Annotated in this window: 3 protein-coding genes; all 3 read right to left on the bottom strand. The window is 33.2% G+C overall.

Annotated elements, in window-relative coordinates; translation table 11 throughout:
• Positions 1-11 precede the first annotated feature (11 nt).
• The 3 genes from KHA98_RS20385 to KHA98_RS20375 are packed head-to-tail and all read right to left on the bottom strand — an operon-like array spanning position 12 to position 20,507.
• Complete coding sequence (locus tag KHA98_RS20385; protein ID WP_213259834.1) at positions 12-4,439, bottom strand: type I polyketide synthase; 4,428 nt, start codon at positions 4,437-4,439, stop codon at positions 12-14.
• The gene (locus tag KHA98_RS20380; RefSeq protein WP_213259832.1) at positions 4,432-17,283 is read right to left on the bottom strand and encodes a non-ribosomal peptide synthetase; all 12,852 of its coding nucleotides are present in this window, start codon (positions 17,281-17,283) and stop codon (positions 4,432-4,434) included. Before KHA98_RS20380 ends, KHA98_RS20385 begins: the two co-directional genes overlap by 8 nt.
• Positions 17,280-20,507: a type I polyketide synthase gene (locus tag KHA98_RS20375; protein ID WP_213259830.1), complete on the bottom strand. Its 3,228-nt coding sequence runs from the start codon at positions 20,505-20,507 to the stop codon at positions 17,280-17,282. The genes KHA98_RS20380 and KHA98_RS20375 overlap by 4 nt, the downstream gene beginning before the upstream one ends.
• Positions 20,508-20,519 lie beyond the last annotated feature (12 nt).

Here is a 20,519-nt window from a genome sequence, read left to right as displayed (position 1 = left end):
TTTTTCAACATTTATATAATAATAGAATTTTGTCCTTTGGCTTTTTCCTGCATGGTAGTCATCATGATGTCTAGCTCTATTTTTTCAGCTAGTTTTTTAACTGTAGGATTCGTGAATATGTCCAGGATATTCAACTCAATGGCAAACACTTTATTCATACGTTTCATTAAGGTCATCGCTTTTAGCGAATCTGCTCCCAAATCAAAAAAGTTATCCAGTACACCTATTTCCTTGTAACCTAAAAATGACTGAAATAATGCACATAACTGCGACTCGATTTCATTAGACGGAGCCAGATATTCTACTCCAAGTTCATTACGTTCCAGGAAAGAATCTTCTGTTGCTTCTGAAACTTCGGTAATCGTTTCTTTAGTTAACTCAAATAAATTAGGATCTTTTAATGATACTACAACCTGAGGATAGGATTCTGTACGCAATGTTTTTTCGACTATTTCGATCAAATTCTTGTGATTGATACGATTCTCGCCTATACCATCTAAATTGACACTATACCAGTTGTTTTGCTCGCTTATCTGGCTCTTAACAAAAGCATCAATAAATGCATTTGATACTGCGTACGCTCCGTATGTAAGTCCTCCTAAGATGGAAGCTAAACTTGACGTGATCCATACAAAATCCAGGTTTCTGGTTTTGAATACGTTCTGTATATTGATTGTACCTTGTACCTTTGGCAAAAACTGATTTAGGGCAATTTCTTCGCTCAGCTTTTCGACAGGTTTAAAAGTAGATGGGTCTATATTTCCTGCTGTATGAAATACTCCCGAAATATCTCCATAATCTGTTTCGATCTTTTGTACAACGTGATTCAGCTGGCTCAGACTTGAAATATCAGATTGATAGTAATGAATTTGCCTGTTATTTTGTTTTAAGTCCTGTAATGTCCTGATTAGTCCAATGGTATTCGAATCTGCATTTGAATCTGCCAGAATGTTTTCCCATAAAGATTCTGATGGAACATTTTTGCGGCCAATAAGAATAACTGTCGCATTGTAATTATCGGCTAAATGAGTTGCAATAGTTTTACCTACTGAACCTAAACCTCCGGTTATTAAAAAGGTTTTATTTTCTTTTAGCTGTTTGTTTTCAGGATTATAGCTGATTCTTTCATAAAATTCCAACCATCTGTTTTTACCTCTGTAGGCTACCGTAGTATCTGAATAGTTGTATAAAAGTTCTTCTGTAATTTTAGAAACAAGTTGCGTATCACCGTTAGCTTGGTCAACATCTATACTATTGCTAAATATATTTGCATTCTCCTGAGAAAAAACATGTAATTGTTTCATAGAAGCTGCCATCGTTACATTGATGATTTCATCGCCAATGATTTGATGGTTTAAACTATTTAATACAGTTATTTTCTTTTTGGTTTCCGGTAAATAATCCTGTACTCTTTTGGCCAGATTATTAATGATAGAGAATACAGATAATAAATTTTCCTGACTTATTTCATTAAAATCCCAGTTGAAAACAATCTGGTTTACTTGTAAATTATTTTGTTCCAGATTTTTGAATATCGATTTGTAATCTTCTTCATTAAAAGGATTAATTTTTAATTCGTTTTCATTTATAATTTCAAAAGAAGAACCTTTTTTAATTTCCAGTACTTTATATCCGTCGTTACGCAATGCCTTTATTAAGTTCGTAACCAGTATATTTTCATCAGAAAAAATAAGGAATGTATTATTTTGCACGGCATTTTGGTTCTCTTTTTTCAAAATTGACTTTTTCCAGTTTGGTACATAAAACCATTCCTCAAAAGACGAAGTTGTATTATGTCCCATTTTGCTAAAAGGGTCCACTTTAAAATCAAGTTTGTAAGTATCAAAGCTATAGGTTGGTACAGAGATTTTTTTTCTTTTTTCGTGAGCATAATATTCTGCCCAGTTTATTTTTATTCCCTGACTCCAAAGATTTCCAATAGCATTGGTAAATTTTAAATTATCATCTGCTTCCTCGTTAAAACGTCTAAGTGTTTCAATAGCAGTATTTTTCTTAGAATAATTACTATTTTGTTTACTCAAAGACAAAAGTGTAGTTCCCGGACCAACTTCAACCAGAATACTATTTCCTTTTTGAAGAATTAAATCAATTCCATCATTAAAATTTACAGTTTGTCTTAAATGATTGACCCAATATACAGGCGAAGTCGCTTCATCATTCTTAATTTGTTTACCGGTTAAGTTTGAAACAAAAGGTAATGCAGGATTTGATAATTTAACGTTACTGAACTTCTCCTTATACTCTTCTAGCATTGAATCCATCATAGCAGAATGAAATGCATGTGACGTTTTTAACTTAGAAAATGATATTTCTTTTTCGGTTAAAAGCTCGCCAAATAACGCAACATCTTCAATGGTTCCTGAAATAACACAAGTTGTTTTTGAATTGATTGCTGCAATCGAAAGGGTATCATTTAATAAATCTTTGATGTTTTCTATTGGTGAATCAATAGCAATCATGCTTCCTTTTTCGATGCTGTACATTAATTGTGCTCTGTTTACAATTAAATACAAAGCATCTTCAAGAGAAAATACTCCTGCAATACATGCTGCAACGTATTCGCCTAAACTATGACCAATCATGTTTTCCGGCTTAACACCCCATTTGATTAGCATTGAAGCCAAAGCATATTCTATTAAAAATAAAACGGGCTGTGTATTAATCGTTTCATGTATCAGGTTAGGATCTACATCTGAACAGGTTTTATAACCTATAATTTCTGCGTATTGTTTTCCTGTAAGATCAAAAAGTATTTTAAATCCAAGATCCATTGTGGACTTAAATTCAGCTTCATGTTTATACAGCCCTTTCCCCATTCTGAAATATTGACTGCCCTGCCCGGGAAACATAAAAACTAACTGCTGTTTCTCACTAACGTTTGTTACGTGAATTCCCTGAGTACGCACTTCTTCTTCACTGTCTTTTTCTACGATATAATTTCTATATCCAAACTCAGATCGACCTGTGTTCATGGTATATGAAAAGTCACTTAATTGTGATTTTTCATCTTTAAGGAAACTTTCAATTTTGGTTCTGTATCGGTTTACCGCTTTTTCGTTTTTAGCCGAATAAGTAATTAACTGAAAAGGTCTTGAATTAGTTGAATCTGTTTCGTCCTGATATTCCTCGATAATCATATGGGCATTTGTACCCCCAATTCCAAAACTGCTTAATCCGGCTCTTAAAGGCACAGCTGGATCTGTTGATTCCCATTTTTCTTTTTTTGAACTGGCATAAAATGGTCCTCCGCTAAAATTGATTTCAGGGTTTGGATTGGTGAAATATTTTAATGGAGGTATTGCTTTATGTTTTAATGATAAAGTTGTTTTTATCAATCCCCCTATTCCGGCAGAATTACCAAGATGTCCAATATTGGCTTTAAGTGAACCAACTGAACACTTATGCGATTTGTCATTGTTAAAAGCCTGATTTAAAGCATCGATCTCAACCGGGTCACCTAGTTTTGTTCCTGTACCATGGCACTCTACATAAGAGATTGTGTTGTAAGGTGTTTTTGCCATTTTATGTGCAGAAGTAATACATTCTACCTGACCTTTTATACTTGGGGCAGTATATCCTACTTTTAAATTTCCGTCATTATTTACTGCCGATGCACGAATAACTGCATAGATATTATCTCTGTCATTTATAGCATCTTCCAGTCTTTTTAGTACTACAACCCCGGCACCTTCAGCTCTTGTAGTTCCAGATGAATCACTGTCAAATGGTTTGCAATAGCCATCTTTTGAGTTTATCATTCCTTCTCTAAAATAATATCCGGGTATGTTATTGGTTTTTAAGTTCACACCGCCTGCAATAGCCATGGAACATTCTCTTAATAATAAACTTCTGCATGCCAAATGTGTCGTAACAAGCGAGCTGGAACAAGCTGTATCTACAGCCATACTTGGGCCTCTTAAATTTAATTTATAAGAAATCAGACTGCTAATGAAATTTTTATTGCTGATTAGAGACAAAAAATAAGGATCGATATTTTTATTCTCGGTTATTAAACTATGAGCAATCCAGTTAAAATTATCTTCGGCAGTAAGATACATTCCTATCTTATCGTTGTAATTAAAGACATCATATCCCGCGTCTTCTATTGCAAGCCATACTTGTTCGTGCAGGATTCTGATTTGAGGATCCATTAAATTTGCTTCATCCTTTGTATAGCCAAAAAATGGATAGTCAAAGCTATTAGAGTTTTCTATTGCCGATTTTCTTTTAATAAAATTGGCATCTTCTACAATTTTCTTATCAATTCCGAGCTCTTTTATTTCCTCATCAGTATAAAATTGAACCATCTCGTTTGCTTCAATTAAATTTTCCCAAAATTCTTTTGAGTCATTTGATTTTGGAAATTTACATGAGATACCTACAATTGCGATGTCTCTTTTTAATGATTCTCTATTCATAATTTTTGTCTATTAATTCTTCTAAAAATTCGTCAAATTGCTCTAGTATGTTTTCTTGTTGAATCTCCGGCTGGATCTGGGTATTGTTTTCTAACCCGTATATTTTATCTGCTAAATTTTTTATGTTGGTAAACTCAAACAGCATCGAAATATTAATCTCAAATCCTAATTGAGATTTTATGATATCCTGTATTCTGACAAGCTTTAAAGAGTTAATTCCTAAGTCAAAGAAATTATCATTAATTCCAACTTCACTTTCATCAATGTTGATGAGTGACGCAATTATTTTTATAAGCTGTTCTTCGAGTTCATTTCTCGGAGCAACATATTTTTTATGTATAATATCCTGGCTCGTAACGCTTGGTAAGGCTTTACGATCTGTTTTGCCATTTGGAGTTAAGAGGATTTTATCTAATGCTACATAAAAACTTGGTACCATGTAGTCTGGTAATCTTTTTGATAAATAATCTTTAAGATCTGATTTATCGATATTATTTTGAGCAACATAATAGGCCACCAGTGTTTTCTCGCCTTCTATTAGTACTGCTTCTACGGCACCTTGTACGATATCTTCTGAATAACCCGACAACAAACTTTCAATTTCTCCTAATTCAATTCTATAGCCTCGAATTTTTACCTGATCGTCGATTCTTCCTAAATAATCGATGTCACCATTTGGCAATTTTCGAACTAAATCTCCCGTTCTGTACATCAATTCTCCTGCCCTGAACGGATTTGGTAAAAACTTCTGATCTGTCATCATCTGATTGTACAGATATCCGCGTGCCAAACCGTATCCTGAAACAAATAGTTCTCCTGAAACTCCAACCGGACATGGGGATAATGATTCGTTTAAAACATAAACCTGTGTATTTGCAATTGGTTTACCTATAGGAATGCTAGTAAAACTTAACTTCGTTCCTTTTTCAATTTTAAAAATGGTGGCGCAAATACTGGTTTCTGTTGGACCGTATGCATTAAAGAAAGTACCGTGATTTAAATACTCGACTACTTTTTCATAAACTGCAGCTTCGCCGGCAGTTACAAGTACTTTTAAATCCTTTAGCTTGTTTACTTCTATTAATTTAAAAAGTGCCGGCGGAATTGTAGCAATTTCGATTTTATTCTCTACGATGTATTTTTCCAGCAATTTTACATCTTTGCGTGTTTCTTCGTTTAAAACAAAAAGTGTATTTCCGGATAATAGCGTAATAAAAATCTCAGAAACAGAAGCATCAAAAGAAAATGAGGCAAATTGTAAACTGTTTTTGCACTCCTTAATACCAAAAATATCAATTTGAGATAAAATCGTATTTACAATTCCGGCATGTTCAATTACCACACCTTTTGGGTTTCCTGTTGATCCTGACGTATAGATTACATATGCCGTATGGTTTAAAGAAGCATTTCTTTGTAAATTATCAAGCGGATAGTTTTTTGATTCTGAATAAAACTCTTTCCATTCCTTTTCAGTAATAACTGCTTTACAATTACTGTCTTTCTCAATATAATCAAGCCTTTCCTGTGGGTAACCTGAATCTAGCGGTAAGTAAGCTGCTCCGGATTTTAATACCCCTAACAATATGATTATTAGTTTTTCGCTTCGGTCTAATTTAATTCCAAAAAGATCTTCCGGTTGTGCATTGAATTTATCTGTTAAATAAGCCCCGAATTGATTTGCCTCTTCATTAAGCTGTTTATATGTTAATTTTACCTCATCAAATACTAATGCTGTTTCATCAGGTGTATTTTTAACCTGTTCTTCAAATAAATCAACAATACTTTTTCCTTTTGGATTTTCTACTATAGCAGCATTGTAGTCTAATTCGATTTGATTTTTTTCACCGGCTGTTAAGTAATTAATGTGCTGTATTTTTTCTTCCGGAGAATCAATCATTGTTGCAACTATTATTTCAAGATGCTGAATTAATCGCTCTATAAATCCCTGATCATAAATATCTGTATTGTAGTTAATTCTTAGGGATAAGCTCTCTTCTTCTCTGAATTCAAATGTTAAATCAAATTTTGAAATATCTCTTTTTAATGTGTAGTTTTCTACCTCTAAATTGGCAAGTTCAAGGTCATCACTTTTTGAATTTGCGGCACTAGACTGGTTTTGTAAAACTACCATAACATCAAACAATGCCGATCTGCTTGTATCTCTTTTTAACTGTAATTTTTCAACCAGTTCATCAAATGGATAATTCTGATTTTCATAAGCAGCCAAAATCATTTTCTTTTCGAATTCAAGTAATTCTAATACACTTGAATCTTTATGAATACTTGTTCTTAAAACCAATGTGTTCAGGTAAAGTCCTATCTGATTTTCAAGATCAACATGATCTCTTCCTGCAACCGGTGTACCAATTATAATATCATCCTGACCACTGTATCTGCTCAATAAAGCATTGATGCTGGTTACTAAGGTCATAAATAAGGTTGCATCATACTTATTAGAAAAAACCTTTAATTTTTTGAATACATCCTTAGGAAAAGTATACGTGATATCATTACCATTATAGGTTTTTATTAATGGGCGGTTTTTAAATACAGGTAACTCTAATACCGGAATTGTTCCTGAAAGTTGCTGTAACCAATACTGCTCAGATACTTTGTATTTCTCTTTTTGTACTCCATTATTTAACCAGGCTGCATAATCTTTGTATTGAATTTTTAACTCTGGTAATTCTATATTTTTATCCTGTACCAAAGAATTATAGATCACCACAATCTCTTTTATCATTAATTCCATCGACCAGCCATCACTTATTATATGATGCATGGATAAATAGAAAACATGTTCTTTTTTGTTTGTTTTAATAATAGCACTTCTTAAAAGTGGTGCTTTTTCTAAATCAAATGCTTCAGAATTCTTATGATGCAAATAGGCTTTTACTGCTTGCTCAGAATCGCTTAAGGAACTAAAATCTTCTCTTGTAATAGAAAATTCTAAAGAAGCTGCTGGCACGATGTACTGATGAACATCGCCTTTATCATTACTTCTAAAAAAAGTTCGCAAAATTTCATGACGTGCTATTAATACTTGAAAAGATTGTTCCAGTTTTTGAATGTCTAAATCCCCCTTAAACAAAACCGTAGCCGGTATATTATAAGCCAACGAAGCCTGTGCAAACTGACTCAATATCCAAAATCTTAACTGAGACGCCGTTAACGGATAATGATCTGAATCCGGCACATTTTCAATTGCCTGGTACGTAAATCCTTCCAGTTTACGGGCAATTCCTTCAATTGTTGGAGTCTGGAAAAATTCAGTAATACTGATATTTTTTGATAATTGTCTGTTTAGTTGGTTCACCACCTTTATAAGTGTTAAACTATGACCTCCCAGTTCAAAGAAATTATCTTTAATACCTATTTTATTTATTTTTAAAACATCCTGCCAAATTTCTGTAACTTGTTGTTCTGTACTATTTCTGGCAGCAATATATTCTTTACGAATAAGATCTCCGGTTGTTGTATCCGGCAATGCTTTTTTATCGACTTTTCCGTTTGTTGTCAGTGGAATTGCCTGCAATTGAATGTAATATCCCGGAAGCATATAATCTGGCAACACTTCACTCAATTCTTTCTGAATCAAGATTTTATCTAATATGGTTTCAGCTACATAATAAGCTACCAGATATTTTTCCTTTTTATCATCTTTTACTGCTACAACAGAATGGCTGATTCCTGCAATCTTTGAAAGACGGTTTTCTAATTCGCCCAATTCTATTCTATATCCTCGAATTTTTACCTGATCGTCTATACGTCCTGTATAATCAATATTTCCATTAGGCAACCATCTTCCCAAATCGCCGGTTTTATACATTAAAACCTCTTTATTAAAAGGATTGGTTATGAATTTTTCAGCCATTAATTCAGGACGATTGATATAACCTCGCGCTAATCCGTTACCGGCAATATATAGCTCTCCTGTAACACCTATTGCAGATGGATTATGGGATTCATCCAAAATATAAATTTGTGTATTAGCAATTGGTTTACCTATCAAAACTGTTTCCTGAGCATCTTTAATATCATAAACAATACATCCTACGGTAGCTTCTGTAGGCCCGTATTCGTTGATGATTCGGATATTTGGATTTAGGTTTTTAAGAATTTTTACCTGGTTTTCCAATAATGCTTCTCCTCCTACTACAGCCAATTCTACAGCTGTTGCTGATAAATCCAGACTCTCTAAAATACTAATGTGTGCAGGTGTTAGTTTTATGCTGGTTATATCACTGCTTAAATAAGCTGTAAGCAGTTTTGAAATATCACCTGTAGTTTCAAAAACTGTTAAAGTTCCTCCGCTTATTATTGGTAAAAACAAACTGGTAACCGTTAAATCAAAAGAAAGCGATGTAAATAAACCAAAATCCAGACTTCGTGATCCGTTTGCTGAATAGTAGTCTCTTCCCCAAAGAAGGTAATTCGCCAGCGATGCATGAGCAATATCAACTCCTTTTGGATTTCCTGTAGAACCCGAAGTATAAATTACATAAGCTGAATTTTCAGGAGCTGCTTTTTGATCTAAATTGCCAACCGCATAGTTCTCTGATTCCAGAACAAAATTATTCCATTCGGCAGCATCAATGATTACTTTACAATTACTGTCTTTTTCTATAAAATCAATTCTTTCCTGCGGATATGCAGAATCTATCGGAACATAAGCTCCGCCTGACTTTAAAACCGCTAATATGGATAATACTAATGTTTCGCTTCTGTCTTGTTTTATACCAACTTTATCGTGAGCTTGCACATTGTATTTTCTTTTTAAATAGCTTGCAAATTGGTTTGCCTTTGCATTAAACTGAGCATAAGTCAATCTAACTTCATCAAATACTAACGCAATATCATCTGGTGTTTTTTTAACCTGATCTTCAAATAATGTAACAATAGTCTCTTCTTTTGAATAATCAACTTTGGTTGCATTAAAATCAAATAAAACCTTAGCTTTTTCCGCAGCTGGCAGATAATCTATATTTTTAATTTTTTCTTTAGGTGCATCAATTATTTTTGAAATAATTATTTCAAAATGCTGAATCAATCGGTCTATAAATGAACTATCGTAGAGGTCTGTATTGTAGTTAATTCTTAGTAAAAGATTACTTTCTTCTACAAACTCAAATGTTAAATCAAATTTTGAAACTTCGCGTTTAAGATTATATCTTTCTACTTCTATATTGGTCAATCCCTGATTATCATTATTAAAACCGGATAATTTAGACTGGCTTTGCAAAACGATCATTACATCAAATAACGCTGATCTGCTTGTATCACGCTTTAATTCCAGTTTTTCTACCATTTCATCAAAAGGATAATTTTGATTTTCGTAGGCTGAAAGGATCATTTTTTTCTCAAAATCCAATAGTTCTAATACATCATCATCTGAATTGATAGTAGTTCTCAAAGCCAGTGTATTCAGGTAAATCCCAATTTGATTCTCTAAATCAGCATGATCTCTTCCTGCAACCGGCGTCCCGATAATAATATCATCCTGACCACTGTATTTACTTAACAAGACATTAATACCTGTTAGTAAAGTCATAAATAATGTGACATCGTGTTTACTGGAAAAAGCATGTAGTTTTTTTAATAAATCTGATGAAAAACTATGGCTGGCATAATCTCCGTTATAGGTTTTAACCAACGGACGATTCCTAAATGCAGGCAGCTCTAATACCGGAATGGTTCCTGAGAATTGTTCTAACCAGTACTGTTCTGAAACTTTATATTTTTCTTTTTCTACTTCACTATTTAACCAGGCTGCGTAATCCTTATATTGAATTTTTAATTCCGGTAGATTTATATCTTCCCCCTGAATTAGAGAATTGTAAATCAGAACAATCTCTTTTACAATTAGTTCCATAGACCAACCGTCGCTAATAATGTGATGTATGGATAAAAACAAAATATGTTCCTGATCTTTTATTTCAATGATACCACTTCTTAAAAGAGGCGCTTTTTCCAAATTAAATGCCTCATTACATCTGGTTTGAAAATAATCATCAATTTCGATTTCGTTTTCTAATGCTGAGCCTGATTTTAATTGAATGGTATCAAATTCCGGGTTTATTTCGTCAACTGGCAAAATAAATTGGCGTACCTCTTCCGTTTTTATATCGTATTTAAACAGTGTTCTTAAAACTTCGTGACGATCTATTAGAGCTCTGAAAGCTTTATGAAACAGAACTGAATCTAAGTCTCCTTTTAGCTTTACTGCATAAGACATGTTGTAGGCTTGCGAACCACCTTCGAACTGACTTAATATCCATAATCTTTTTTGAGAAGCCGATAAGGCATAACTTTCCTGAAAAGGAGCATTTGGAATGGTTACAAAATTATCCTCTTTCAGTTTTGCTGATAATAACTGAATCGTCGGGTTCGAGAAAAATTCCCTGAATGTGATTTGCTTGTTTAATTGTTTGTGTATCCTGTTGATAACCTGAGACACTACTAAACTATGTCCGCCTAATTCAAAGAAACTATTTTCGGTTCCAACTGCTTCAAAATTTAAGTTTAGGGTTTCTGCCCAGATTGTAACAAGTTGGTTTTCGAGTTCATTTTTAGGTGCAACGTATACTACTTTTCTTAAATCAGAAAGCACTGGGTTTGGTAATGCATTTCGATCTATTTTTCCTGTTCTTGTTAAAGGAAATTCTTCCAGGACAAGATAAATTGACGGGATCATATATTTGGGCAATATTGCTCCCAAAAGTACTTTTACCTCATTAATTTCCTGATTTTCATTGACTTTTATGTATGCTGTAATATAGCTGATATCCTGTACTTCCTTAACTAGTACTACAGCTTTTTTTATAGAACCAATTTGTTCCAGCTGATACTCGATTTCAGATAATTCGATTCTTAAACCATTTAGTTTTACCTGAGAATCTTTACGCTGAAGAAATTCAATTTCTCCTGTAGGAAGCATTTTTCCAACATCACCTGATTTATATATTCTTTTATTTTGTGATTCAAAACCACTTACAAAAGCTTTACTGGTCAGTTCTTCTCTATTTAAATATCCTAGCGAAAGATAATCGCTCCTGAAAACAATTTCTCCTGTTTGATAAACGCCTTTTCGATTGTTGTTTTCATCTAAAAGAAAAATTTCTGTGTCGACTACGGCTTTACCCAAAGGCACATTATTTCTCGTTAACTGAGACTTATGGTTTAAGAATTTTTGAGCAACAATAGTAGATTCTGTTGGTCCATAATCATTTACTAAAAATGCACCTTCGGCAAAGTGTTCCTGAAATAGATCAAAATCAGTTTTATGACATGATTCTCCTCCAAGATCAATTAATCTTATGTTAGGCAGAATCTCATTCTTTGCCAGACCTTTCAGAAAATTTCTGTAAATCGTTGGCACCATATGTATTACCGAAATGTTTTGATCCAGCAACCATTGCGGAAGTGTCTCTAAACCATTCTCAACTATATCATAGATACTAACTGTAGCTCCGTTCAGGATGGCTCCGTAAATATCTTTTACAGAAGCATCGAATGTATAAGTAGAGAAAACACTTAAATTGTCGTCAATTGCAATGTGAATATTATTGGTATAAACTCTAATGAAATGAAGTACATTTCTTTGGCTTTGAATAACACCTTTTGGCAATCCTGTTGAACCGGAAGTATATAATATATAAGCTTCTGTATCTGAATTTATAACCTGCTCAATATTTGCAATTTCAGGAAGATTATAATCATCTTCTATTTTAATAATAGCTAATTCCGGCACATCTTTTACTAATTGATGCGCTACATCAATAGTAGTTGCATTACAAACAAGATGTTTACATCCTGAATCTTCCATTATATATTGTATCCTGCTCAACGGACTATTAGCGTCTATTGGCACATAGGTATATCCTGCTTTTAGAACTCCAAGCATACCTATAACACAAGTTTCGTTGTGATTTAAAAGCAATGCAATACGTCTTGTTTCAGGATTCGTTTTTTCCTGTATTTGTGTAGCTAAATAATTCGCACTATTATTCAGTTGGGTATAAGTAAGACTCACCTGATTGGCATATACAGCTATGCGATCAGGAAATCGTTGTGCTTGTTTTTCGAATCGTTGTGCTATACTTTGTTCAATCTCAATACTTTCAAAATAGTCAAAACTATTGGCTGGTTTTAAATCTTCTGCTTGTGGGATATAATTTTCAAATATTCTTATCGTATTTACAGCATCTTGCTCATTTTCAACAACCTGATCAATAATGCTTAAATAAGCTTCTATCCAATATTCTATCGTTTCTTTTTTAAACAGATTATGATCGTAAACACAATTGATCACATACCCGTTTGAAAAAGTTTTTACGTAACATTCTAAATCAAATTTTGGAGAAGATTCTAATGTTTTATGAATTGGATTAAAATCTGTAATCGTTTGAGTGCTTTCTAAATCAAAATCCAGCATATTAATAAATACCGGACATAACGGAAAACGATTGTCCTCGCTGGTAACTTTAATAAGTTCCAACAATTTTTCGAACGGGTAATTTTGATTTGCTAAGGCATTTATTAATGTTTCATTTACTTGTTGTAACCACACTAAAAATGAATCATTTTCATTTATTCTGTCTCTTAAAACAAGTGTATTAATAAAACAACCTACTAAGTCTTTTAATTGGTAATGATTTCTGTTTGCTGCAGGAATCCCTATAATGATATCTTCTTCGGCAGTAAGTCTGAATAATAAGATTTTTAGTGTTGCAACAAATAGCGCAAAACTACTAATGCTGCTTTCTTTTGATAGTTTATCAATTTTTTTCTTCTGTACAGCATCAAGATAAACGGTGTAGGAAGAAGAAGTTGACGAGTTGGTTTTTATTTTTGAGGCATAATCAGATGGCAATTGCAAATAGGGTAATGACCCTGAAAGTTTTTCTTTCCAATACGTTTCATAACTACTTACCCCCGAAGATTGCAACTGATTGTTTTGCCATGCTGCATAATCTTTATATTGTATTGGCAGCTCTGGTAAATTTGCATTTTCTTCTGCAATAACGGCATTATAGATATGCATTAAATCTCTGGAAATAACATCTATAGACCAACCATCGCTAATGATATGGTGTATATTAAAATATAAAGTATGTGATGCCTCGTTTTCAAGAATACCCACTTTGAAAAGCGGATAGGCTTCCAGATCAAATTCGTGATCAAATATCTCATTCCTGATTTCTGAATCTTTTGTAAAAGCCGGAATTGTTACAGGAATATGTGACAATACTTTTTGTTTTGGAATACCGCTATCTTCCGTAAATACGGTTCTTAAGATTTCATGACGCTCGACAAGCTTATTAAATGCTTTTTCAAAAGCCTGAATATTTAAATCTGCTGGTAATTGTTGTGTACTGTAGATATTGAATTCCTGAGATTTTTCCTGAATTTTATATAGCAACCAATAACGAACCTGAGACGGAGATAAATCGTAATGTTTTTGATCTGCTAATTTTTCAATTTCTATTACTGCAACACTTTTTTCTTTTTTTGATTCATTAATAAGAACGGCATGATCTTTTAAACTTGTATTTACATAGAGAGCTTTTAAGTTTACAGATATCCTAAATATTTTTTGATATTCAGTCAACAATCTGGTCAATAAAATACTATGTCCTCCCAGTTCAAAAAAATCGTCTGTACTACCTATTGTTTCAAGATTTAAAAGTCTTTGCCAGATCTCTGCTACAATTTGTTCTGTTTCGTTTGTTGGTGCAACATATTCCTTTCTGGTAATATCTTCATTAGCAATACCTGGTAAACTTTTACGATCTATTTTTCCATTTGGTGTTAACGGCAGACTTTCAAGAGCAACATAAATATTCGGAACCATATATTCCGGCAGTTTTCCTTGCAGATAGGTACGTAATGCTGTTTTTTCTATATTATTTTCAGAGACATAATAGACCACTAATGCTTTTTCTGCATTTAATTCCCTTGCCACAACCACGACCTCTTTTAGATCTTTTGAATATTGAGAAAGAGCTGTTTCTATATCTCCAAGTTCTATACGATAGCCTCTTATTTTAACCTGATTATCGTTTCTGCCTAAAAACTGAATCTCTCCTTTTTCATTCCATTTTCCTAAATCACCTGTTTCATATATAAATTCGCTTTCGCTAAAAGGACTTTTGATGAACTTTTCTTTCGTTAAAATCTCATTTTTATAATATCCTTTTGCTAAACCGTCACCACCAATATAAATTCCTCCAACAGAACCTAGCGGGCTTGTTTTTAGATATTTATCTAATAAATAAAATTGTGTGTTGTTTATAGGTTTTCCAATGTTTGAAGCATCTTTAGGAAATTCAATTTGTTTTAAACTCGACCAAATCGTTGTTTCAGTTGGTCCGTACATATTCCATACTTCAGAGCAGGCAGCAACTAATTTTTTAGCTAATTCTTCGTTTAGTAAATCTCCTCCGCACAGCACTTTTAAAGCTTTACTTCCTTGCCAGTCAGCATTAAACAACATCTGATAAAAACTTGGGGTTGCCTGAAGTACGGTAGGCTTTATTTCTTCTATTTTTTGAATTATAGAATCTGGGTTTACCAAAATTTCCTGTTCGGCTACATATAAAGTTGCTCCTGAAATTATCGGAACAAAAAATTCTAATATCGAAATATCAAAAGAATAAGTTGTCACCGAAAATAAAATATCATTTACGCCAATACCCGGTTTTTGCTGAATACTTGTCAGGAAATTGACGAGTGACTGATGACCAATTTCAACTCCTTTCGGGTTTCCTGTAGAACCTGATGTATAAATGATATAAGCTGTATCTTGCGGAACCGTAATTGCTGCAATCGTTTCTTTAAAATCAGTGATTTTAGCAAATAAATCTTCTGATTTTATAGTTGTTTCTACTTCTTTACCAATATGGCTGTATTCTTCTGCACTAATTACAATTTTAACCTCGCTATTGTTTATAATGTAGTTTAATCTTTCTTCGGGAAATATAGGATCAAGCGTAATATAAGGTCGCCCTGATTTTAATATTCCTAATAAAACGGCAACCATTCCTGATGATCTGTTCATTAAAACTGCAATAGGAGATTTATCCTCTTCACCACGAAGAGAACGCAGATAATTAGCAATTTTTCCGGATAAACGATCTAGTTCAGAATAGGTATAAGACTGAAAACTATCTTTTAAGGCAATATTATTTGGCGTTTCTAATACTTGTTTGCTAAATAAATCTACAACTGTTTTATCTTTTGGATAAACTACTTTGGTATTGTTATATTGAACTAAAACCTGATTTTTTTCTTCATCAGTCAAAAAGTCAATTTGTTCAACCAATTTCTCTTTGTTTGCAATAGCTTGTAATAAAAGGGCTTCAAAATGTGTAACTATTTTAGTTGCCCATGAAGCCCCATAAATATCTGTATTGTACTCTATATTTAATGTAATCTGATTGTTGTATTCTGAGAAATTAAAACTAATATCAAACTGAGATGATTTTTTTTGATACTCGTATTTTTCTAATTTTAGTCCGTTAATTTCTTCCTGAATATTTAAACTATTCTGAGATTGATTTTGAAAATTTACCAATACATCAAACAAAGCCGAACGGCTTAAATCTCTTTTAACATTCAGTTTTCTGACCAACTCATCAAACGAGAACATTTGATGTTCATTGGCTGCAATTAGATTGTCTTTTTCAATTTGCAGCAATTCTGCAAACGTGTTTTTGTCATTAAACTGAGTTCGTATAACCAGCGTATTAATGTATAATCCTATCTGGTTTCCAAGATCAGGGTGTTCTCTTCCCGCAATTGGTATTCCTACTATAATATCATCCTGACCTGAATAACGGTATAACAAGGCTTTTACACCTGCCATAAACGTCATAAATAAAGTTGCTTTATTATCTTCAGAAAACGATTTTAATTTATTGGCAAAATCTTCAGAAAATGTATGTTCCAGCGTATCACCGTTAAAAGTCTGAATAGCTGGTCTTGCTTTAAAAGCAGGCAAATTAAGTATTGGTAATTCGCCTTTAAATTTGTTAAGCCAGTATTTTTCTGCATTCAGATATTTCTCTTTTTGCATTTCTTCATTCAGCCAGACTGCATAATCCTTATATTGAAATTTTAAAGGTGCAATAGTGCTGTTGTCTTTTCCTTGCAATAAATTATCATAACGCTGTACAATCTCTGAAATTAACAATTCCATAGATAATCCGTCGCTTATAATATGATGCATTCCAAATAGAAAAATATGCTCATTATCTGCAATCTTAATTAATGATGCCCGAACAAGAGGTGCTTTTTCTAAATTGAATTCTTCATTAATTTTATAATTGATATACTCCCCTAACTTTTGATCGAAATCAGATTCAGCAGAAAAATCTGCTTGTGTAATCTTAAATTCAATTTCGTTTACTGGAATAATAAACTGTCTTACCTCATCCGTTTCAGTATCATTTTTAAATACCGTTCTTAAAACTTCATGGTGTTCTATAAGTTGTTTAAATGATTTCTCAAAAGTTACAACTGGCAACTCACCTATCAATTTAATGGCATACGACATGTTATAAGCCTGAGAACCACCCTCAAACTGACTTAACATCCATAATCTTTTTTGAGATGGTGATAAAGGATAACTCCCCATTTCTACAGATTTGGGTATAGCTTGGTATTTTTTGAAATTTGTTTTTTCCTGTATAGTTCTTTTTAATTCTTCTTTATGCTCCTTTAGTAACCCCAAAAGAGTGTCATCAATACCTGCATCAGGCAGAATACAAATAAGTTTATCGTCTTTTATGGCAAGTTTTACATTCTTACTCCTTAACTCGGCCAATAATAATTCTATATTCATATTTCAATATAATTATTGTTAATATCACTCTCAATATCAATAACCTCTACTAAATCAAGTGTTCTTTTCTTTGATTCTATGAATGCTGCCAATTCTTTTATTGATGCACATTCTGATAAATCCCTAAAAGACAAAGTGATTTCGAATTCATCAGATAACTGGCTTAGTAATTTTGTAGCCAGTAATGAATTTCCGCCTACTTCAAAATAATTATCTTGTATGCCTACAGGTGCATACCCCAGAACATTACCCCAATACTCAGCAATGCTTTTTTCGGTAGCGGTTTCCGGTTCTACAAACAGCGTACTACTATTTCTCTTTTGGTTGAATATTATTTCTTCCTGAGTTGATGTTTCGCTGTTTGATAAAAGCTCATTAAATAACACCTCAACTCGATCTGTAACTTTTTCTTGTGACGAAAAAAGCTTTTTGATATCCTGTATATATTGGGTATTTAAATTATTTAAGTTCTTTAATATCTCATCTGAAACTTCGTTACCAGCAAGCTCAATTTCAATTGAAGTTCTTAATCTATCGCTTGAATATTTTTCGCTTTTAGAATGATAACCCTCTTTTACTTCCTGAAAATCATTAAAGCTTACATTTACTTTTGGTTTCCAAAATCTGTTCTTTGAAAAAGCATAACCTGTTAACGGAACTCTTTTTCCCGTATGGGTTTCAGGTAAATTAAAGACTACTCCTTTTGCACAAAGAATGGCTTTTGCTTCATAAAAATTAGTCAGGGAATTATCTGTACTGGATGATTTTGAAAGTAAATTAACGGTGCTTACCTCATAATTAAAAATCGATTTTACAAAAGAAGACAAACCATTTCCGGGGCCAATCTCAATAAAAACCGGATTAGCAAAATAAGAAACCGCGTTTTTTACTGCATGCGAAAATTTAACCGGATTAATAATTTGATTTAACCAATATTCTTTCGAACAAAAATCTTCAGGTGCTACTACATCTCCTGTATAAGTAGAAAATACCATTACATCAAAAGTTTTAAACTTTATCTGGGATAATATCGCATCGTAACTTGCTAACACGTTCTCCATCATTTTGGTATGATAGGCATGTGAAACTTTTAGCTTTTTATACTCTATATTGTTTAACGCTAATATTTTAGATTGCTGTTCTACATCGGCTGCTTTTCCGCCTACTACAATGTTATCATCAGCATTGTATGCACATATAGAGACTGATTCTATTAATAATGATTTTAATTCATCTTCAGTAGAACGTACCAAAATCATATCGCCTTCCGGCATGTTTCCCATTAATCTGCCACGATGAAAAACGAGTTTTAATGCCTCTTCTATTGTAATGCAGCCAACAATACAAGCTGCAGTATATTCTCCTAAACTATGTCCGATAATGGCATTGGGTTTAATTCCTGTTCTCAATAACTCTTTAGCGAGACAATACTCTACTATAAATAATGCGATTTGTGTATTTTCTGTTCTATCAAGTAAAGTTGTATTGTCTGAAAAAATGATTTCTTTAAAATTGGTATTCGACAGTGATTTAAGATAATCAAAACAAAAATCCATATCTTTTTTAAAAGCCTCTGTCTTATGATACAATTCAGCGGTCATGTTTGCATATTGACTTCCTTGTCCTGGAAACATAAATATACTTTCAGAAATACCAGTACTATATCCTTCATAACACATGTCTTTCTGAATACCTTTTAACTGATTGATAAGCTCCTCTTTTTCATTATAAACCACACTAAACCTGTAAGGCATTCCTTTTCTTCCGTAGATTGTTGTATACTCTACATTTGCAAGATTTATGTTAGGATTTGCATCGATATAATCTGCAAGCTGTTTTTTCTGAATATTCAAATTTTGCTGGCTAAAAGACGATACGGTAGCAACATAAGGGCGTTTCTCAACTTCTTTTTCTTCTATTGTTGGTGATTCCTCCACAATTACGTGAACATTTGTTCCTCCAACTCCAAAAGAACTTACCCCTGCACGTCTCACCTCAAAATTATCCGGCCATGATGTACAATTCTGGCTGACATAAAAAGGTGAAGAATCTAGTTTTAATGCCGGATTTGGTTCTGAAAAATTAATACTTGGAACCAAAATTCCTTTGTTAACACATAAAGCAGCTTTAATAATTGCTGCTATACCTGCCGCAGCGTCAAGATGACCTATATTTCCTTTCACAGATCCAATAGCACAAAATTGTTCTTTATTTGTATATTCTCTAAAGGCTTCTGTAAGAGCAGCTACTTCTATAGGATCTCCTATTAAAGTACCTGTACCATGCGCCTCAATCATACCTATTGATTCCAGACTAATATCTGCAACTGCTGAAGCTTCAAGAATAACATCTCTTTGAGAATTTATACCAGGTGATGTGTAACTTTGTTTGTTTGCGCCATCATTGTTAATTGCTGTACCTTTTATTATAGCATAGATGTAATCTTTATCATTAACGGCATCAATTGCTCTTTTTAAAACGATAGTTCCTACTCCATCTCCGCTAACTGTTCCGCTTGCCTCTTTATCAAAAGGACGACAAACTCCATCCTTTGAATAAATAGATTCCGGAGTATGTATGTAACCTACATTTTCATTTGAATCAAAAGATGCTCCACCGGCAAGTGCCATGTCACATTCTCTGTTTAATAAACTCTGACAAGCTAAATGTACAGCTAGTAATGAGGTTGAACAGGCGGTTTGTACCGTCATTACAGGTCCTGTTAAATTAAGCTTATGCGAAATCCAGGTGGCCAGAAAATCTTTTTCGTTTAAGATTCTGTATAAAAGAGGATCTGCAAAATCTGTATATGAATTGGTATGCAAAAGCTTCAGCAAATAAGAATTGGTAGACATTCCGCAGAAATTACCAATTGTAAGATCTGTACGTGAAATATCGTAACCGGCATCTTCAATAGCATGCCAGCTTGTTTGCAAAAGCAATCTGATTTGCGGGTCCATAAGTGCCGCTTCGCTATTTGATATTCCAAAAAAAGCAGCATCAAAATACTTTGCATCTTCAAGTTTTGAACTTGCGTTTACAAAAGATTTATGATTTAAAATAGGGGCAGCAATACCAGATGCAGTAATCTGTTCCTGAGCTACTTTTTGTATACTATTAACTCCATTTTGAAGGTTTTGCCAATAGTCTTCCAGATTTTTCGCATTAGGAAAACGTCCTGACATTCCTATTATTGCTATATCATTTTCAGAAATTTGTTTCATTTTTGTCCGGAA

This window comes from Flavobacterium branchiicola, from assembly GCF_018383905.1.
GTDB lineage: Bacteria > Bacteroidota > Bacteroidia > Flavobacteriales > Flavobacteriaceae > Flavobacterium > Flavobacterium branchiicola.
This window is presented reverse-complemented; position numbering and strand designations above follow the sequence as displayed.